Origin of the sequence: Streptomyces sp. Alt3 (genome assembly GCF_030719215.1) — a bacterium.
Classification (GTDB): Bacteria; Actinomycetota; Actinomycetes; order Streptomycetales; family Streptomycetaceae; genus Streptomyces; species Streptomyces glycanivorans.
Window position 1 is genome coordinate 2,982,276 of sequence record NZ_CP120983.1, and the last position, 17,232, is coordinate 2,999,507.

A 17,232-nucleotide genomic window follows, 5' to 3' on the forward strand; every position below is an offset into this window, starting at 1 on the left:
CCACGACGAGATCTCGTACAAGGAGAGGTGCCATGACCAAGCAGACCGTTCTCGGCCGCGTCACCCAGCTGGCACGGGCCAACATCAACGCCCTGATCGACCAGGCGGAGGACCCGCAGAAGATGCTGGACCAGCTGATCCGCGACTACACGAACAACATCGCGGAGGCCGAGCAGGCGGTGGCCGCCACCATCGGCAACCTCCGGCTGCTGGAGGAGGACCACCGGGAGGACGTCGACGCGGCCAGGGAATGGGGCCGGAAGGCACTCGCCGCCAGCCGGAAGGCCGACGAGCTGCGGGCCGCGGGGTCGGGCGCGGACGCCGACACGTTCGACAACCTCGCCAAGGTCGCGCTGGGACGGCAGCTCCGGTCAGAGCAGGAGGCGAAGACCGCCGAGCCGACGATCGCCTCGCAGACGGTGGTGGTGGACAAGCTGAAGTCCGGCCTCGACCAGATGAGGAACAAGCTGACGCAGCTGAAGTCCAAGCGCGACGAACTGGTCGCGCGCGCCGCCTCCGCCCGGGCGCAGAACCGCATGACGGACGCCGTCAGGAGCATCGACGTCATGGACCCGACGAGCGAACTCGGCCGCTTCGAGGACAAGGTGCGGCGCGAGGAGGCGAGGGCGGTGGGGGCACAGGAACTCGCCGCGTCGTCCCTGGACGCCCAGTTCGAACAGCTGGACAGCCTCGGGGACAGTGCGGAGATCGAGGCCCGGCTCGCCGCCCTGAAGTCCGCCTCGTGACCGGTGGGCGGGCCGTGCCCTTCCGTGAGACGTCAGTACATGCTCAGCAGCTGCTCCACGGAGAGTTCCGCGGCGGGCTGTCCGTCGGGCAGCGCCAGCTCGAACCAGACGGTCTTGCCGCGCGGGGTGCGCCGCGAGCCCCAGGCCGCGCTGAGCAGCCCGACCAGTTGCAGCCCGCGCCCGCCCTCGTCGGTGTCGCGCGCGCGCCTGCGCCTCGGCTGGACGAGCCCCGCGTCCCACACCTCGCAGACCAGCGTGCGGTCGCGGAGCAGCCTGAGCCTGATCTCTCCCTCGCCGTAGCGCAGGGCGTTGGTGACGAGTTCGCTGACCAGCAGCTCGGTGGTGTCCACCAGCTCGTCCAGGCCCCAGGCGGTGAGCTGGACGCGGGCCAGTTCACGGGCGCGGGAGACGGAGCGGAGCTCACGCGGGAGGTGCCAGTCGCCCACCGCGTTCGGGGCGAGCCCCTGGATGCGGGCCATCAGGAGGGCGATGTCGTCCTCGCCGTGCCGGGTGTCGAGGGTCCTCAGCACGTGGTCGCAGACGTCCTCGAGCGGCTGCGACGGTTCGGCGAGGGCCTGCCGGAAGGCGTCGAGGCCCTCGTCGAGCGGATGGTCCCGGGACTCGACGAGCCCGTCCGTGTAGAGGGCGAGGAGCGAACCCTCCTTGAGCTCCACCTCGACCTCCTCGAAGGGCTCGCCGCCGACGCCGAGCGGCATGCCCGGTGGTACGTCGAGCAGCATCGCGGGCTCGCCCGGCTCGGCCACCACCGGGGGCAGATGACCCGCGTTGGCGAAGGTGCACCGGCGGGTGACCGGGTCGTACACCGCGTACACACAGGTCGCCAGGTACACCTCGGAGAGGTCGGCCTCGCGTGACTTGTGGGCGGCCCGCGAGGGCCACTGGGCGCCGCCGCCCGCGCCGAAGCCGTCGCTCCGCTCGCCGCCGCCGGGAGTGCCGAGGCCGCGGGCGACCTCGTCCAGCGCGGAGAGCACCTCGGCCGGCTCGAGGTCCAGCAGGGCCAGTGTCCGTACGGCGGTGCGCAGTTCCCCCATGGCGACGGCGGCGCGCAGTCCGCGGCCCATCACGTCACCGACGACGAGGGCCGTGCGGTGGCCGGGGAGTTCGATGACGTCGAACCAGTCGCCGCCGACCTCGGTGGCCGTGTTACCCGGAAGGTAGCGGCAGGCGATGTCCAGGCCCGCCGCCTCGGGGTCGCCGGGCGGGAGCAGGCTGCGCTGGAGTATCAGCGCGCGCTCGTGCTCCCGGCGGTAGAGGCGGGCGTTGTCGATACAGACGGCGGCGCGGGCCGCGAGCTCCGTCGCCAGCGCCCGGTCCCGCTCGCCGAAGGGCTCGCTGCCCTTGGTACGGGAGAACTGCACGAGGCCGACGACGACGTCGTGCGCGACCATCGGCACGGCGAGGGTGGAGTGGACGAAACCGCGTCCGTCAGCGGGCACGTCCTCGACGCGGCCGGTGCGCAGGGCGACGGCACAGGGCGAGTGGAAGGGGTAACGGTGGACCGAGCCCAGCTCGGGCGGCCCCGTGCCCCCGTCCGCCTCCACGCCACCGCCCGTCCGGGCGCCGGGGAGGACTCCCGGGAGCGCGTCGGACACGGCGCTGGCGTGGGCCACCCGCCGCAGTTCCGCCGATCCGGTGCCGGACTCCTGGTGCCGCCTGCCCCAGCTGCCGGGCGAGGCCTCCTCGCCGGTGAGCAGTCCCTGGTACAGGTCGACCGAGGCGAGGTCGCAGAAGCCGGGCACGGCGACGTCGAGCAGTTCCCGGGCGGTGGTCTCCAGGTCGAGGCTGTTGCCGATGCGCGCGCTGGCCTCGTTGAGCAGGGCCAGGTTGCGGCGGGCGCTGGCGGCCTCGCGGGCCGCGATGTGCCGTTGCGTGACGTCGGTGGCCAGTCCGGCGATGCCGACCGGGCGGCCGGAACCGCTGTGCACCCGGTAGAGGTTCATGGACCAGTGGCGCCTGCCCATGGAGCCGGGCGGGGTGCCGACGAGCTGGAGGTCGGTGACGGAGTCGCCGGTCTCCAGGACGCGCCTGAGCGTGCCGGCGAGCCGCTCGGCCTCCGGGCGGGTCAGGTAGTCCTCCACCGTGCGGCCCCGGTGGTCGTCGGCCTCTCCCCCGAAGACGGTGGCGAACCGCTTGTTGGCGCGCACGACGGTGAAGTCGGTACCGAAAAGGACGAAACCGAACGGAGATTGACCGAAAATCGCCTGCGAGGCGGCGAGGTCCGTCTCGATGCGCCGTAGCGCTCTGACGTCGACGACGATGCAGAGCGCCGCGCGCTCACCCGCCTCCGTCTCGCTCGGCATGACGTAGATCTCGGCGAGCCCGCGGACGGAGTTCTCGCCGGGGATCCGGAACGGGACGAGTCCCGTCCACTCCTTGCCGTCCAGGATCTCGCCCACGCGCCTGTGGGCGTCCGGGCGCAGCTCGGCGGGCATGAAGGCCTCGACCGGGTCCTTGCCCACCACCTCGTCGACGGACATGCCGAACAGACCCGCGGCCCGTCGGCTCCACTGCTCGATCAGGCCGTCGGGCCCGATCGAGAACGACGCGACCCTGATGTAGTCATAGATCGAGCCGGGCGGGCTGCTCTGCCACATGACGTCGCCCGCCGTCCCAGGTATCTCGCTCACGCGACCGTCCCCTCCAGCTCACACACCGGACCGGTCCTGCCCGCAGTATTCAGCACTACGGGCCTCACCGGCACGGCGTTCACGATCACAGCACGGTCTCAGTCCCTTTCAGCCAGGTTCTGCCCGACCTCCGGTGATCGCTGTGCGTCCCTCCCCACTCCTAACCAGGCAGAGCGAGCTCGAACCACACGGTCTTGCCACCATTTCCGCGCCGGGTACCCCAGCGGCGCGCGGAACAGGCCACGAGCTGCATCCCACGGCCGCCCTCGTCCTCGGGCCCGGCAGTACGTTCGGTGGGCGGATCCGGAACCGGATCGGAGACTTCAATCAGCAGCCCATGGTCGTCGGCGCCGCTCCCGGGCCCGCCGCCGTCGGGATGCGGCCGCACGATCCGGACACCGATGGGGCCGGAGGCGTACCGCAGGGAATTGGTCACCAGCTCGCTGACGAGCAGTACGGCCACGTCCCCCACCGCCGCGTCGTAGCCCCAGAGGTGCAGTGCGTCGCGGACCGCGTGCCTGGCGCTGCGCACGGAGCCCGGCACCGCCGGAAAGCTCCACTCGGCGCAGTCGCCTTCGGTATCGGTCACGCCGATCACTTCCCAGGGCCGACAGCGGGGGCGCACCCTGTTCAGAGGGCCTAATCGGCACATACCCGATATAGGTCGCAACTTATCGCATGCGTGAAGCTATGGGGCGTACGAGTGCACACCGTTCTTCCGTACCCGTACATGGAGAACAGCGCCCCGCACCGCCGCCGCGGCGGCCCGCGGCCCTTGCCGCTCGTGGACCCCCGACCCGTGGCACGCGCACGGATCCCGCCCGGGTGCCGTCGCACTCAGGCCGGCGAGGCTTCCCGCAGGCGGCGTACGGCTTCGGCCACGGCGGGACGGTCCTGGTCCAGCCAGTCGACGGTGTCCGTCTCGTCGGGGGTGAGCCAGCGCAGTTCGTCGTGGTCCTCCAGCGGGCTGGGCACACCGGCCAGCAGCCGGACCGTCCACACCCGCAGCACGAGGCCGGGCTTCAGGGGCCACTCCCCCGGGATGCGCTCCTGGGGCTCCGCCTCCACGCCCAGTTCCTCCCGCAGCTCGCGTACGAGCGCCTGCTCGCCGCTCTCCCCGGGCTCCTGCTTGCCGCCGGGCAGCTCCCAGCGTCCGGCCAGCTCCGGCGGGGCACTGCGGCGGGCGGCCAGGAGCCGTCCGCCGTCGCAGACGGCCCCGGCCACCACCACGGAATCACTCATGGGCCGGAGCGTAGCCGGTGCCCCTCGCCCCTCCGGGCCCCTAGGGGCGCGCGCCCTGACTCGTCCGCTCCACCCAGTAGAGCTGCTTGTGTCCATTGCGGTCCAGGCCGTCCGCGATCTTCTGCGCCTCGTCCTGCGTCGCGTAGCGCCCGACGCGATACCTGTTGCCGTTGTCGTCCTGCCTGATCACCAGCCAGGGGAGAACCGCACCGCTGTCCGTCATGGCGTCCCTCCCCAGCATCCCGCCCCTCTCCCCCGTGGTGTGCACGCTTCTAAGGATCCCCAGGAAACCGCAGTACGCATATGCCCGAGCGTACGCCTGACCTTCACTCAGCGGATGCGTGTTTACACAAAGAGACACGCATCCGGCCAAACCAAAGGGGGCGCACTCTCCCGAATGCGCCCCCTCGGTGGTCCGGTGCGGTCAGCCGGCCGGCGCCCTCACGACGGGCATCGGCAACGGCACGGGCCCTGCGGCGGGTTCCTTGCGGCAGACGTCTCCGCACTCCGCGTCCAGCGAGCAGCACAGGGAGCAGATCGGCCCCGCCTGGACCGGGCAGTCCGCGATGTCCGGCAGCTCGTAGGAGGTCTCGCACACCGAGCAGGTGTGCGTGGCGGTGATGTCGGCGATCTCGACGCCCGGGCCGTTCACCGGGTTCGGTCGCGCCAGGTAGTACTTCCCCTTGGTCAGCCAGGCGATCAACGGACAGAGGACCAGCGAGAGTCCGGCCGCGATGAAGGTGGAGAAGGCCTCGGCGTACCTGCCGAAGAGCCCGAAGAAGGCGAGGATCGAGACGGTCGACGCGATCACCATGGCCCCGAAGCCCGCCGGGTTGACGGCGTGCAGATAGGCGCGCTTGAACTCGATGTAACGGGGGCTCAGCCCGATCCGCTTGTTGATGACCAGATCGGCGGCGACGGCCGCGATCCAGGCGATGCCCACGTTGGAGTAGAAGCCCAGCAGCTTGTTCAGGGCCGCGAACATGTTCATCTCCATCAGCGTCAGCGCGATGGCGAGGTTGAGGAAGATGTACCAGACCCGGCCAGGGTGCTTGTGGGTGATCCGGGAGAAGAAGTTCGACCAGGACAGCGAGCCGCTGTAGGCGTTGGTCACGTTGATCTTGACCTGGGAGACGATGACGAAGAGCGCCGCGGCCGGGAGCGCGAAGGTCCCCAGCCAGGGCTTCAGCGCCTCGATCTGGGGCGCGATCGGCTCCAGCGCGTGCGTCCTGCCGACCGCCTCCAGCGCGACGAAGGCCAGGAACGCGCCCCCTATCTGCTTCGCGGCCCCGATGACGACCCAGCCCGGCCCCGCCGCGAGAACGGCGAGATTCCACCGCCGCTTGTTGGCCTCGGTCCTGGCCGGCATGAATCGCAGGTAGTCGGCCTGCTCACCGATCTGGGCGATGAGCGAGAGCGCGACGCCCGTCCCCAGACCGAAGGCGATCCAGGAGAAGCCCGGCGCGGCCCCCTCCGTGCCGGTGAAGGAGCCGAACGCGCCCCAGGACCCGGGGGATTCGACGGCGAGCACGACGAAGGGGAGCACCATGCCGATGATCCAGACCGGCTGGGTCCAGGCCTGCACCTTGGCCAGCGCGCCCATGCCCCGGAACACGATCGGGATGACGATCAGCGTGGTGACCAGATAGCCGGCCTCGACGGGGAGCCCGACGGCCTGGTGCATGGCCTGCGCCATGATCGAGCCTTCGAGCGCGAAGAAGATGAAGGTGAAGGACGCGTAGATCAGCGAGGTCAGCGTCGACCCGAAGTACCCGAAACCCGCTCCCCGGGTGACCAGGTCCATGTCCAGGCCGTACTTCGCGCACGCGCGGGCGATCGGGATGCCGGTGAGGAAGATGATCGTCGCGGCGGCCAGGATCGAGGCGAGCCCGCTGGTGAATCCGTAGGTGAAGACGATCGACGCGCCGATCGCGAAGTCGGCCAGGTACGCGATGCCTCCGAGCGCCGTCCCCGCGACCGTGGAGGGCGACCAGCGCCGGAAGGAGTGCGGCGCGTAGCGGAGGGAGTAGTCCTCGCGGCTCTCGTCGGCCGCGAGCCTGGCATAGCTGCGCCGGGGTGCCCCGGGGCCTTCCTGCGGCTCCTGTTGCGGCGCTTCGCCCGTCGCGGGTGTGGCGATGTCCGTCATCGGTGACTTCCCGTTCGTCGGTCCGGTGTGCGGTGACGAACGGGAAGCTAAGACTTGGACATGACAAGCTTGGGCGGTCGGCGGTTGCCCGCCGGTTACGCGCGGAGCGCGACGGTTAACTCCGCATCACAGGAGGCGGACACGCTGTCGCTCCCAGCGGTCACCTCGGCTGCCCCACCTGTCACCACGGCCGCTGCGGCCCTCACTTGACCGGCAGATGGTAGGCAATCCGGTAACGGTCGGCCGGGACGACGACATCGGCCGTCTCCACCGCCAGCCCCGACGCGTAGTACGTCCGCCCGATCACCATCACCACATGCCCCGGTACGCCGCCGAGCGCCAGGAGTTCCTCCGCCAGCCCCGGCCGCGCACCGACCTCCTCCGCCACGTTGTCCACGACGACGTCGATCGCCGCCATGCGGTCGACGACACCGCAGCCTCCCAGCGGACCCTCCTCCGGCAGCATGACCGGGGTGCGCCCCGTGACGGCCAGGGGCTCCCAGGACGTGGAGAGCATGATCGGCTCACCCGCCTCCCGGAAGACGTACCTGGTGCGCATCACCCGGTCACCGGGCTCGATCCCGAGCCGCTCGGCGACCTCGGCACTCGCCCCCTCCTGCTCACTGCGGGACTCCCAGGTCCCCCGCACCCCCTCCTCCGTCTGCTCCTGACGGAACGGGCTGGCACCGGAGCCCGGCCGGTAGCCGGAGCGGGCGATCCGGCGCGGGACCGGGCGCGCACGCACATAGGTGCCCGAGCCCGACCGCCCCTCGACGAGCCCTTCGGCCATCAGCACCTTGCGCGCCTCCAGCGCCACGGTGTCCGAGACCCCGTACTCCTCGCGGATACGGGCCTGCGACGGCAGGCGGGTATGGGGCGGCAGCGCGCCGTTGACGATCTTCTCCCTGAGATCGCTCGCCACGCGCAGATAGGCGGGCTGCTCACCGAAAGGCACGGGCCACTCCCAACAGGTTGACAGACAGCAACAGCGTCGCAACCGTGGGTTGAGAACCGCAAGCACAGGCCAGAGTTTCACTCGAAGTGATGATTCCCTGCCCACCAGGGCATACCTGGCCCAGGTACGCGCCAGTCATGCACCCGACTCTTGACCCTTTTTGGTCCAGACCAATACCTTCCTGTGCACAGCACGGCTCCAACCGCCCTTCCAGCACCCGGAACACCGCCCGGACCCGCGTCCGGAATCCATCCCGGACCACGCACAGGAACGAGCCCCATGCGCCGAAGAACCCTGACCGGACTGACCACCGCCGCCTGCGCCCTGGCCCTGCTGGCCGGCCTCGCCCCCGCCGCCACGGCCGGCCCGCCCGCCCACGACCGCGGCCCGGACCGGCACGGGCGCGCCTACCGGAGCGTCGGCTACTTCACCCAATGGGGCGTCTACGGACGCGACTTCCAGGTCAAGGACCTGGACACCAGCGGTGCGGCGGCCAGGCTCACCCACATCAACTACGCCTTCGGCAACGTCAGCGCCGAAGGCCGGTGCTTCACCGGCAACGTGCCCGGCGAGGCCGACGCCTGGGCGGACTACGCCCGTCCGCTGGACGCCGCCGGTTCGGTCGACGGCGTCGCCGACACCGACACGCAGCCCCTCGCGGGCAACTTCAACCAGTTGCGCGAACTCAAGGCCGCGCACCCCGGCCTCAAGGTGATGATCTCCCTGGGCGGCTGGAGCTGGTCCACCCACTTCTCGGACGCGGCGCGCACCGCCGCCTCCCGCAAGGCTCTCGTCTCGTCCTGCATCGACCTGTACATCAAGGGCGACCTGCCGGTGGACGGCGCCCGCGGCGGCGAGGGAGCGGCGGCCGGCCTGTTCGACGGTATCGACCTCGACTGGGAGTGGCCCGGCTCGGCGGGCGACACGGACACGGTGTACCGCCCCGAGGACAAGCGGAACTTCACCGCCCTGGTGCACGAGTTCCGCACCCAGCTCGACGCCCACGCGAAAAGCGCCAGGAAGGGGAAGCCGAAGCACTACGAGCTGTCCGCCTTCGTCCCCACCGCGCCCGCGAAGATCGACGCGGGGTTCGACGTACCGCGCATCATGCGGGACTTCGACTTCGTCAACCTCCAGGGGTACGACTTCCACGTCTCCGGCGAGACGACGACCGCCCAGCAGTCCGCCCTGTACGCCAAGGGTGACTTCAGCGTCGACCGGACGGTCCGCGACTGGATCAGGCGGGGCGCCCCGGCCCGCAAGCTGGTGATGGGCATGCCGTTCTACGGTCAGGGCTGGACCGGCGTCACCGGGGGCGGCGACGGTCTCGGGCAGCCGGCGACAGCACCCGCGCCCGCCACCTGGGCCGCCGGCTACGAGGACTACAAGGCCCTCAAGAAGCTGGCCGCGTCCGGGAAGTACACGGTGCACCGGGACGTCAAAAACGGCCACGCCTGGCTGTTCGACGGCACGACCCTGTGGACGTACGACGACCCGCAGGTGCTGCGCGCCAAGACCTCGTACATCCGCGAACGGGGTCTCGGCGGGGCTATGTTCTGGTCGCTGGACGGCGACACGGACGACGGCGAGCTGATGGCCGAGGTCGCCCGGGGGCTGGGGAGGCGCTAGACCTCCTGCGGCCGTGCGGGGCGGCGACCACGCCCCGCACGGCCGCCGCCGGGGCTGGATCACCGACGTCGCGGGGCCGTACATTCGCCGTATGAGCGACTCCCCACTGCCCTCGGCGACCTACTTCTGCCCGCTGGACGGATCGCGGGCCGACGTCACCGCCCCGGGCTGGTGCTGCCCGGTCTGCGCAGGCCCCTGGGACCTCGACACCGGTGCCGCGCGACCGGTCGGCCTCGGCTCCCTGAGCGGTCGGGTCAACTCGCTGTGGCGCTACGAGGAGGCCCTCCCGCTCTCCGGCCCGGCCGTCTCCCTCGGCGAGGGCCGTACCCCGCTCGTCCCCCTCACCGAACGGGTGTCGGCCAAGCTCGACTTCCTGATGCCCACCCTCTCCTTCAAGGACCGGGGGGCGGTGATGCTGGCCGAACTGGCCCGCAGGCTCTCCCCGGAGCGGGTCGTCGCGGACAGCAGCGGCAACGCGGGGACAGCCGTCGCCGCGTACTGCGCCCGGGCCGGGCTGCCGTGCACGGTCTACGTCCCCGAGGGGACCTCCCCCAAGAAGACCGAGCAGATCCGGGCCCACGTCGCCCGGCTGGTGACGGTGCCCGGCGGCCGCGAGGCCACCGCGTCGGCCGCCCGGGCGGCGGCGGACGCACCCGGCACCTTCTACGCCTCGCACGTCTTCAACCCGTTCTTCCTGCACGGCACGAAGACGTACGTCTACGAGATCTGGGAGGACCTGGGCGGCACGCTGCCCGAGGCCATCGCCGTACCGGTCGGCAACGGCACGCTGCTCCTGGGCGCGGCCCTCGCCACCGCGGAGCTCCTCTCCCACGGCCTGATCGACCGGCGCCCCGCCCTGATCGCCGTCCAGGCGGAGGCCGCCTCGCCGCTGGCCGCCGCGTTCCGGGCGGGTGACGACGGGCTGTCCGGCCCTCCGGAGCGGACCCGGCCCACGCTCGCCGAGGGGATCGCCATCCCCCGGCCGCCGCGCGCCCGGCAGATCCTCTCCGCGGTCCGTGAGTCGGGCGGCACCTTCCTGACGGTGACGGAGGACCAGATCCGTGCGGCACAGCGGGATCTGGCCGCCCGGGGCTTCTTCGTCGAGACGACCGGGGTCGCCTGCTGGGCCGCCGTGGGCGGTGAGACGGACCGGAGCGTGGTGGTCCCGCTCTGCGGGGCCGGCCTCAAGACGGGCCTCGCACCCTGAGGCCCGGCCAGGCTCCGTTCCGTCGGCTCCCGGTGACGTGAGCGCCGTCAGTCCGTCCAGTACGTGTCGTGCTTGATGAAGAACTCCGCCCGTTCCTTCTCGGGCCAGTCGGAGACCTGCCCCACCTTCTCGAAGTACTCCTCGCGGGGCGCGCCCGGGGTGAAGAGCAGCAGCATGGAGGCGGGTTCGTCGGAGTCGTTGCGGAAGGCGTGCAGACCGCCCTGGGGGACGTGGAGGAAGTCGCCCGCCGTGGCGTCGGTCCACCGCTCGCCGTCGTAGATCCGCACCGTCCCGTCGAGGATGAAGAACGACTCCGAGATCGACCGGTGGAAGTGCTCGGCCGGGCCGCCGGCCCGTGGGCCCATGTTGATCCGGTACAGCCCGAACTCACCGTGCGTCGACTCCGCGGTGGCCAGGTAGTGGGTGCTGCCGCCGCTGCGCGTCAGCAGGTTCGGGGTGGTTCCGGCCGGACGGTACTCCGCATTGATCTCGCCCTCGCCGCCGGTGTAGACGGGCTCCGGATACGACATGCCGCTCTCCCTGCCTCCGGTCGTGGACCGGTCCGCTCGTTCCGCGCGCCGTTACCGCACCGGGGGCGTCGCCCTGCCTACCTTCGTGCGGTGAGAATCACGCGCATGTCCGTTCTCGTGCCCCTGGTCGCGGGCGCGTTGATCGCCCCCCTGCCGCCGCTCTCCCACGCCGCCGGACAGGCCGTCCCGGACCCCGTGTGCGGCAGCACCGGACCGCCCTCGGACGCCTCGTGGGCACCCACGTCCACCACCTTCGGCGAGGCCCTGGGATACGACCCCTATGTCGGCAACGGCTACCTGGGCCACCGCGTGCCCGCCACCGGCGCCGGGTACGCCGCCACGGGCGGGAAGACGGGCTGGCCCCTCTACACACCACGGTACGACGGAGCCTTCGTCTCCGGGCTGTACGCCCGCGAGGAGGGCCTCGCCGAGGGCCGCGAGGTGATCGCCGCCCTGCCGTCGTGGACCACGCTCGACGTAAGGGTCGGCTCCGAGACGTACGGCTCCGCCACCCCCGCCGGCCGTGTCTCCCGCTACCGCCAGACCCTGCACCTGCGCTGCGGCACCGTGGTCACGTCCCTGAGGTGGACCACGGCCGACGGCCGCGCGACCGATCTGACCTACGAGGTGCTGGCCGACCGCTCCGACGTGCACACGGGCGCCGTACGCCTGCGGATGACCCCGCACTGGACCGGCACCGCGACGGTGACGGGCCGGCTGGACGGGCGCGGGGCGCGCCGGGTCACGGCCGCCGCCGACGGCACGTTCCGCACTCTCGGCACGGGCATCCGGGGCGCGATCGTGCAGCGGGGCACCGACGGCGCCCGCACCACCCGGGTCAGGTCCGGCCGCTCGTACACCTTCGAGAAGTACGTGGGCGTCGACACCTCTCTGACCTCCCGCGATCCGCGCGCCTCCGCCACCGGGGCGGCCGAGCGCGCCGCACGGCGCGGCTGGAACGGGGTCCTCGCCTCCAACGCCGCCGCCTGGCGCCGGGCCTGGGCGTCCGACGTCAGGGTATCGGGCAGCCCGGACCTCCAGGCCTGGCTGCGAGCCGCCCAGTACGGGCTGCTCGCCAACACCCGGCCCGGTTCCTCGGACAGCATCGCCCCTGCCGGGCTGACCAGCGACAACTACGCGGGCATGGTGTTCTGGGACGCCGAGACCTGGATGTATCCGGGCCTGCTCGCCACCCGGCCCGAACTGGCCCGCTCCGTCGTCGAGTACCGCTACCGCACCCGGGACGCCGCCCGCGCGAACGCCCGGAAGCTGGGCCACGACGGGCTCTTCTACCCCTGGACCAGCGCGAGCCGGGGCCGTCTGGACTCCGAGTGCCAGAGCTGGGAACCGCCGCACTGCCTCACCCAGAACCACCTCCAGGGCGACATCGCGCTTGCCGTCTGGCAGTACTACCTGGCCACCGGTGACCGCGCCTGGCTGGCCGGCCGGGGCTGGCCCCTGCTGAAGGGCATCGCGGACTTCTGGCAGTCACGCGCCACGGCGAACGCCGACGGCAGCTGGTCGGTGGAGAACGTCGCGGGCCCCGACGAGTACAGCAACGGCGTCACGGACGGCGTCTTCACCAACGCCGTGGCCGCCACGGCCCTGCGCAACGCCACCCGCGCCGCCGGACTCCTCGGGCACCCGGCACCCGCCGGCTGGACCCGCGTCGCCGACGGGCTGCGCATCCCGTACGACGCCGAGCGGAAGATCTACCTCCAGTACGCCGGGTACAACGGCTCGACGATCAAGCAGGCCGACACGGTGCTGCTGATCCACCCGCTGGAGTGGCCGATGGAGGAGGGCGCCGCCGCCGCGACGCTCGACCACTACGCCGCACGCACCGACCCGGACGGCCCCGCGATGACGGACTCGGTGCACGCGGTCGACGCCGCCGCGATCGGGGAGCCGGGCTGTGCGACGTACACGTATCTCCGGCGCGCCGTGCGTCCGTTCGTCCGTGGCCCGTACCACCTGTTCTCCGAGGCCCGGGGCGAGAAGTCCGGGGCCGAGGACCCGCTCTCGGGCTTCCCCGCCGAGGACTTCCTGACCGGGAAGGGCGGCTTCCTCCAGGTCTTCACGCACGGTCTGACCGGCCTCCGGCTGCGCGAGGACGGCGTACGCCTCGACCCGCTCCTGCCCCCGCAGCTCCGCGAAGGCGTGGAACTGACCGGGCTGCGCTACCGGGGCCGTACGTACGACGTGGCCATCGGCCCCCGGACCACCACGGTCCGGCTGACGGACGGCGCCCCCTTCACCGTCCACACCCCGGCGGGCCCGCGCCGTCTGTCCGGCACGCTCACGCTCCCCACCCGCCGCCCCGACCTCACCCCGACGACCGACGCGGCCCGATGCCGCCCGGCGACCGCCACCTCCGAGTCCCCGGGCCTGTACGCCGAGGCGGCCGTGGACGGCAGCCCGGCGACCTCCTGGTCGCCGGACGGCGCGACCGGCGCGCTGACGGTGGCCCTGCGCAAGGTGACGCGGATCGTCTCGCTCACGCCTCGCTGGACGGACACCGCCCCGGCCTCGCACACCCTGGAGACCTCTCTGGACGGCCGCGCGTGGCGTCCGTACCGGCCGGGCGACACGGCCCGCCAGGTCCGGCTGACGGTCCGCTCCGCGGACGCGGAGAAGCCGGCGGGCGTGAGCGAACTGACGGTCCGCACGGAGCGGAGGCGCGCTGAGGACCGACCGTGAGTCAGGTCGCTCACCACGGGTCCGAGTTGCGAGCGGGGCTGGTCCTCATGTTCGGATGAGCTGATGCACACCCCTCACCGCATGGATCCGCGTCCTCACCCCCACGACCGGCCCGCAGCACCCCGCGACCCCTACGAGGAGCTCGGAGCCCTCGCCGACGTGCCTCCCGGAGAGTTCCCCGGGGAGTCACCCGGTGGCTTCCGCGGCGAGGACCAGGCCCGGTGGAGCGCGCGGCGGGAGCCGGAGCGGGCCCCACGTGCCGATCACCGCGGCACCCGGCGCCGCCGCCGGCGTCTCGCCGGGCTCCCGCTCGCCGCGAAGGCGGTGGTGGGCCTGGTCGTCCTCACCGCTTTTGTCACCCTGGCCGACCGCTGGGCGGTGCTGTACGCCGAGGGGAAGGCGGCCGACACCCTCAAGAGCCAACTGGACCTGACCGCGGCCCCCGAGGTGGAGATCGGCGGCTTCCCCTTCCTCACCCAGCTCGCCGACAAGAAGCTGGACTCTGTGCGGGTGACCGTGCCCGACGTGGCGGCGGACCGGGTGTCGCTGGCGAAGGTGTCGGCCACGGCGCACGACATCCGGCTGGACGCCGACGGCCTGACGTCGATACGCGGCGCCGACATCCCCCGGCTCGACGGCGACGTCCTGCTGTCCTTCGCCGACCTCAACCGCGAACTCGGCGCCTCCCAGGTGACGTTCAGCGACGACGGCAGGAACCGCGTCAAGGCCCGGGGAACCCTGCCGGTCGCCGGGCACGACCTGCGGCTGCACGCCGAGGCCACCATCCGGCGTCAGGCGGAGCGGGGCATCGCCACGGAGATCGGCGGCATGCGCCTGGACATCGGCGACCTGGCCACCTACCGCCCCGGCGCCCGCGCGTCGGAAGGCCTGCACCTGACGCGGAAGGCATCGGCGGACCTCGCCCGGGAGACCCGCAAGGCGAAGGCGCTGCTGTCGGTCCCGGCGGTCGCGCAACGACTGGGGGTACCGAAGGCGACCGTGCGCGAGAGCCTGAGCGACGACGGCAAGCTCACGGAACTGACCGGTTCCCCGCACTTCGCCCGCCAGGCCCGGAGCCTCGACCTCATCGACCTGGCGAAGGACAACCCCGAGGTGCTGGGCGCCCTGGGCCTGGACCCGGACCTCCTCGACACCCTGTCCCGCCTCACCCGCCCGGTCCTGGCCGACAGGCTGTCCCTCGCCTTCGAGCTCCCGGAGCCCGAGCACGGGGAAGTGAGGCTGCGGGACGTCCGCGTCGCCGAGGACGGCATCAGGGTGCGGCTCACGGGCTCGGACCTGGCGGTGGGCGGGCCCTGAACCCCCTCGCGCAGCGCCACGTGCCCCTCGGTCGCGGTGGGTCGCGGTGGGTCGCCAGGGAGTTCGGCACTTCGAAGGGCACGGGCCGCCGCACCGATGAGCCGAACTCACTTCAACTCTGTGCCGCCCGGCCCGTCGGCAGACGGGCCGGGCACGTTTCTCGGCGACTCGTCAGACGTTGAAGCGGAACTCCACCACGTCGCCGTCCTGCATCACGTAGTCCTTGCCCTCCATGCGCGCCTTGCCCTTGGCGCGGGCCTCGGCGACGGAGCCCGTCTCGACGAGGTCGTCGAAGGAGACGATCTCCGCCTTGATGAAGCCCTTCTGGAAGTCGGTGTGGATCACACCGGCCGCCTCGGGGGCCGTGGCGCCCTTCTTGATCGTCCAGGCGCGGGCTTCCTTCGGACCTGCCGTGAGGTAGGTCTGGAGGCCTAGGGTGTCGAAGCCGACGCGGCCGAGGGTGGCCAGGCCGGGCTCCTCCTGGCCCATGGACTGGAGGAGCTCCAGGGCCTCGTCGTCGTCGAGCTCGATCAGCTCGGACTCGATCTTGGCGTTCAGGAAGATGGCCTCGGCCGGGGCGACCAGGGCGCGCTGCTCGTTCTTGAAGTCCTCGTCGACCAGCTCGTCCTCGTCGACGTTGAAGACGTACAGGAAGGGCTTCGTCGTGAGCAGGTGCAGCTCGTGGAGGAGACGTCCCTTCTCGGTGCCGGCCGTGATGCCCTGCGAGAAGAGGGTGTCGCCCGCCTCGAGGATCTTCTGGGCCTCCTCGACGGCGGCGAGGACCGCGACCTTCTCCTTCTGGAGGCGCGACTCCTTCGTGAGACGCGGGACGGCCTTCTCGACGGACTGGAGGTCGGCCAGGATCAGCTCGGTGTTGATGGTCTCGATGTCGTCCTTGGGCGAGACCTTGCCGTCGACGTGGACGACGTTCTCGTCCTTGAAGGCGCGGATGACCTGGCAGATCGCGTCGGACTCGCGGATGTTCGCGAGGAACTTGTTGCCCAGGCCCTCGCCCTCGCTCGCGCCGCGCACGATGCCCGCGATGTCGACGAAGTCGACGGTGGCGGGGAGCAGCTTCTGCGAGCTGAAGATCTCGGCGAGCTTGTCCAGGCGGGGGTCGGGGACGCCCACGACGCCGACGTTCGGCTCGATGGTGGCGAACGGGTAGTTGGCCGCCAGCACGTCGTTCTTGGTCAGGGCGTTGAACAGGGTCGACTTGCCGACATTCGGCAGACCGACGATTCCGATCGTGAGCGACACTTTGGCGACTTCCTGAAGTGAGGAGAGGGGCTGCGCGGGCGGGCCCGTGGGTGGGCCGATTCTCCAGTTTACGGGCGGGGCCGGGCGGCCCGTCACGGGTGCGGGGACGGAGTCCGGTCAGGGGCCGAACGGTGCTGTTTCGGCCGTGTGGGATCGAACGCAACGCCAAGGTAGGCCAAAGCGCGTGTCCAACGCCCGAAAGAACGCACCCGGCGACCTAGGTTGTCGGGGTGGAGCAGCACAGGACACGTACCCCGCAGCGCAGGCAGCCCGCGCAGGCTCAGCCCGTACCGTCCGGCGGTCTCGGCGAGGTCCCGGCCGGCGGTCCGGTGTCGGTGGCGGTCGCCCCGGCCCCGGCTACGGCCCCGGGGCGGGGTTCCCGGCCGGGCGGCGTGGCGCCCGTGGTCCTGGCGCTGCGGAGATTCCCCAACCCCCGGCTGACGGGTATCGGCGCCGGGCTCTTCGCGGCCTTGGCCATGTTCCTGCTGGCCTGTGCCGACCAACTGCTTCTCGGCGGTTCGGAGATCGTGTACGGGGTGCTGTTCCTTCCCGTCAGCGCCCTGACCGCGCTCTGGGTGCGCCCCGCCGACCTGGTGACCGCCCCGATCATCGTGCCCATCGCCTTCGCGGTCGGTGTGATCCCCGTGGCCGGGGGCACCGGAGGCTTCGGCGGGCAGGCGATGGCCGTCGTGACCGCGCTCGCCGTCCACGCCGGCTGGCTCTACGGGGGCACGCTCGTCGCCGGTCTCATCGCCTCGGTACGCAAGATCCGGCAGATGCGGGAGCGGCAGCGCCACCTGCTCAGGGCCGACCGGGCGGCCGCCCGCCGCCCCCGCGCTTAGGGGTCTCGGA

General features: G+C 71.7%; 14 protein-coding genes. 6 read left to right on the forward strand and 8 right to left on the reverse strand.

Annotated features, from left to right (window positions below):
- Nucleotides 1-32 precede the first annotated feature (32 nt).
- Nucleotides 33-746, forward strand: coding sequence for a PspA/IM30 family protein (locus P8A20_RS12655; protein ID WP_147959325.1), 714 nt, complete (start codon nt 33-35; stop codon nt 744-746).
- A gap of 32 nt (nt 747-778) precedes the next feature.
- On the opposite strand, the gene P8A20_RS12660 is transcribed toward P8A20_RS12655, so the two are convergent.
- The 6 genes from P8A20_RS12660 to P8A20_RS12685 all read right to left on the reverse strand — a co-directional run bounded on the left by P8A20_RS12660 (nt 779) and on the right by P8A20_RS12685 (nt 7,737).
- Nucleotides 779-3,361 carry a SpoIIE family protein phosphatase gene (locus P8A20_RS12660; RefSeq protein WP_147960428.1) on the reverse strand — a complete coding sequence of 861 codons (2,583 nt, stop codon included), beginning with the start codon at nt 3,359-3,361 and terminating at the stop codon, nt 779-781.
- 193 nt (nt 3,362-3,554) lie between these two features.
- Entirely contained in the window at nt 3,555-3,992 is a 438-nt protein-coding gene (locus P8A20_RS12665; protein WP_147959324.1) for an ATP-binding protein, read from the reverse strand.
- Nucleotides 3,993-4,231: 239 nt separating this feature from the next.
- The gene (locus P8A20_RS12670) at nt 4,232-4,636 is read right to left on the reverse strand and encodes a (deoxy)nucleoside triphosphate pyrophosphohydrolase (RefSeq protein ID WP_147959323.1); all 405 of its coding nucleotides are present in this window, start codon (nt 4,634-4,636) and stop codon (nt 4,232-4,234) included.
- A gap of 40 nt (nt 4,637-4,676) precedes the next feature.
- Nucleotides 4,677-4,877: an SPOR domain-containing protein gene (locus tag P8A20_RS12675; RefSeq protein ID WP_147960427.1), complete on the reverse strand. Its 201-nt coding sequence runs from the start codon at nt 4,875-4,877 to the stop codon at nt 4,677-4,679.
- Nucleotides 4,878-5,060: 183 nt separating this feature from the next.
- Nucleotides 5,061-6,782, reverse strand: a complete 1,722-nt coding sequence (locus P8A20_RS12680) for a purine-cytosine permease family protein (protein ID WP_306103525.1) — start codon at nt 6,780-6,782, stop codon at nt 5,061-5,063.
- A 202-nt stretch (nt 6,783-6,984) separates the two neighbouring features.
- Nucleotides 6,985-7,737, reverse strand: a complete 753-nt coding sequence (locus P8A20_RS12685; protein ID WP_147959321.1) for a GntR family transcriptional regulator — start codon at nt 7,735-7,737, stop codon at nt 6,985-6,987.
- 279 nt (nt 7,738-8,016) lie between these two features.
- Here P8A20_RS12685 and P8A20_RS12690 point away from each other — a divergent pair, with 279 nt between their 5' ends.
- Together P8A20_RS12690 and P8A20_RS12695 are read left to right on the forward strand one after the other, a co-directional pair.
- Nucleotides 8,017-9,366 (forward strand): glycoside hydrolase family 18 protein, encoded by a 1,350-nt coding sequence (locus P8A20_RS12690; protein WP_147959320.1) that lies wholly within the window; start codon nt 8,017-8,019, stop codon nt 9,364-9,366.
- A 91-nt stretch (nt 9,367-9,457) separates the two neighbouring features.
- Nucleotides 9,458-10,573: a pyridoxal-phosphate dependent enzyme gene (locus P8A20_RS12695; RefSeq protein WP_306103526.1), complete on the forward strand. Its 1,116-nt coding sequence runs from the start codon at nt 9,458-9,460 to the stop codon at nt 10,571-10,573.
- Between the two features lie 47 nt (nt 10,574-10,620).
- Here the strand turns inward: P8A20_RS12695 and P8A20_RS12700 are convergent, their stop codons facing one another.
- Nucleotides 10,621-11,103, reverse strand: a complete 483-nt coding sequence (locus P8A20_RS12700) for a cupin domain-containing protein (RefSeq protein ID WP_147959318.1) — start codon at nt 11,101-11,103, stop codon at nt 10,621-10,623.
- Between the two features lie 105 nt (nt 11,104-11,208).
- On the opposite strand from P8A20_RS12700, the gene P8A20_RS12705 reads away from it, so the two are divergent.
- Both P8A20_RS12705 and P8A20_RS12710 read left to right on the forward strand, forming a co-directional pair.
- The gene (locus P8A20_RS12705) at nt 11,209-13,803 is read left to right on the forward strand and encodes a glycosyl hydrolase family 65 domain-containing protein (protein ID WP_371934395.1); all 2,595 of its coding nucleotides are present in this window, start codon (nt 11,209-11,211) and stop codon (nt 13,801-13,803) included.
- Between the two features lie 63 nt (nt 13,804-13,866).
- Entirely contained in the window at nt 13,867-15,120 is a 1,254-nt protein-coding gene (locus P8A20_RS12710) for an LmeA family phospholipid-binding protein (RefSeq protein WP_306103528.1), read from the forward strand.
- Between the two features lie 171 nt (nt 15,121-15,291).
- Here P8A20_RS12710 and ychF read toward each other — a convergent pair whose 3' ends face one another.
- The gene (gene ychF / locus P8A20_RS12715; protein ID WP_147959315.1) at nt 15,292-16,380 is read right to left on the reverse strand and encodes a redox-regulated ATPase YchF; all 1,089 of its coding nucleotides are present in this window, start codon (nt 16,378-16,380) and stop codon (nt 15,292-15,294) included.
- 230 nt (nt 16,381-16,610) lie between these two features.
- Between ychF and P8A20_RS12720 the strand changes: the two genes are divergently transcribed.
- A complete protein-coding gene (locus P8A20_RS12720) occupies nt 16,611-17,222 on the forward strand; it encodes a DUF6542 domain-containing protein (protein ID WP_147959314.1) in 612 nt (203 codons plus the stop codon).
- Nucleotides 17,223-17,232: the final 10 nt, after the last annotated feature.

Bases quoted from the DNA above. Each gene is read 5' to 3' on its own strand.
- P8A20_RS12670 (WP_147959323.1), bottom strand. From the start codon at position 4,636: ATGAGTGATTCCGTGGTGGTGGCCGGGGCCGTCTGCGACGGCGGACGG.
- P8A20_RS12680 (WP_306103525.1), bottom strand. From the start codon at position 6,782: ATGACGGACATCGCCACACCCGCGACGGGCGAAGCGCCGCAACAGGAG.
- P8A20_RS12705 (WP_371934395.1), top strand. From the start codon at position 11,209: ATGTCCGTTCTCGTGCCCCTGGTCGCGGGCGCGTTGATCGCCCCCCTG.
- P8A20_RS12660 (WP_147960428.1), bottom strand. From the start codon at position 3,361: ATGTGGCAGAGCAGCCCGCCCGGCTCGATCTATGACTACATCAGGGTC.
- P8A20_RS12690 (WP_147959320.1), top strand. From the start codon at position 8,017: ATGCGCCGAAGAACCCTGACCGGACTGACCACCGCCGCCTGCGCCCTG.
- P8A20_RS12710 (WP_306103528.1), top strand. From the start codon at position 13,867: ATGCACACCCCTCACCGCATGGATCCGCGTCCTCACCCCCACGACCGG.
- P8A20_RS12700 (WP_147959318.1), bottom strand. From the start codon at position 11,103: ATGTCGTATCCGGAGCCCGTCTACACCGGCGGCGAGGGCGAGATCAAT.
- P8A20_RS12655 (WP_147959325.1), top strand. From the start codon at position 33: ATGACCAAGCAGACCGTTCTCGGCCGCGTCACCCAGCTGGCACGGGCC.
- P8A20_RS12695 (WP_306103526.1), top strand. From the start codon at position 9,458: ATGAGCGACTCCCCACTGCCCTCGGCGACCTACTTCTGCCCGCTGGAC.
- P8A20_RS12675 (WP_147960427.1), bottom strand. From the start codon at position 4,877: ATGCTGGGGAGGGACGCCATGACGGACAGCGGTGCGGTTCTCCCCTGG.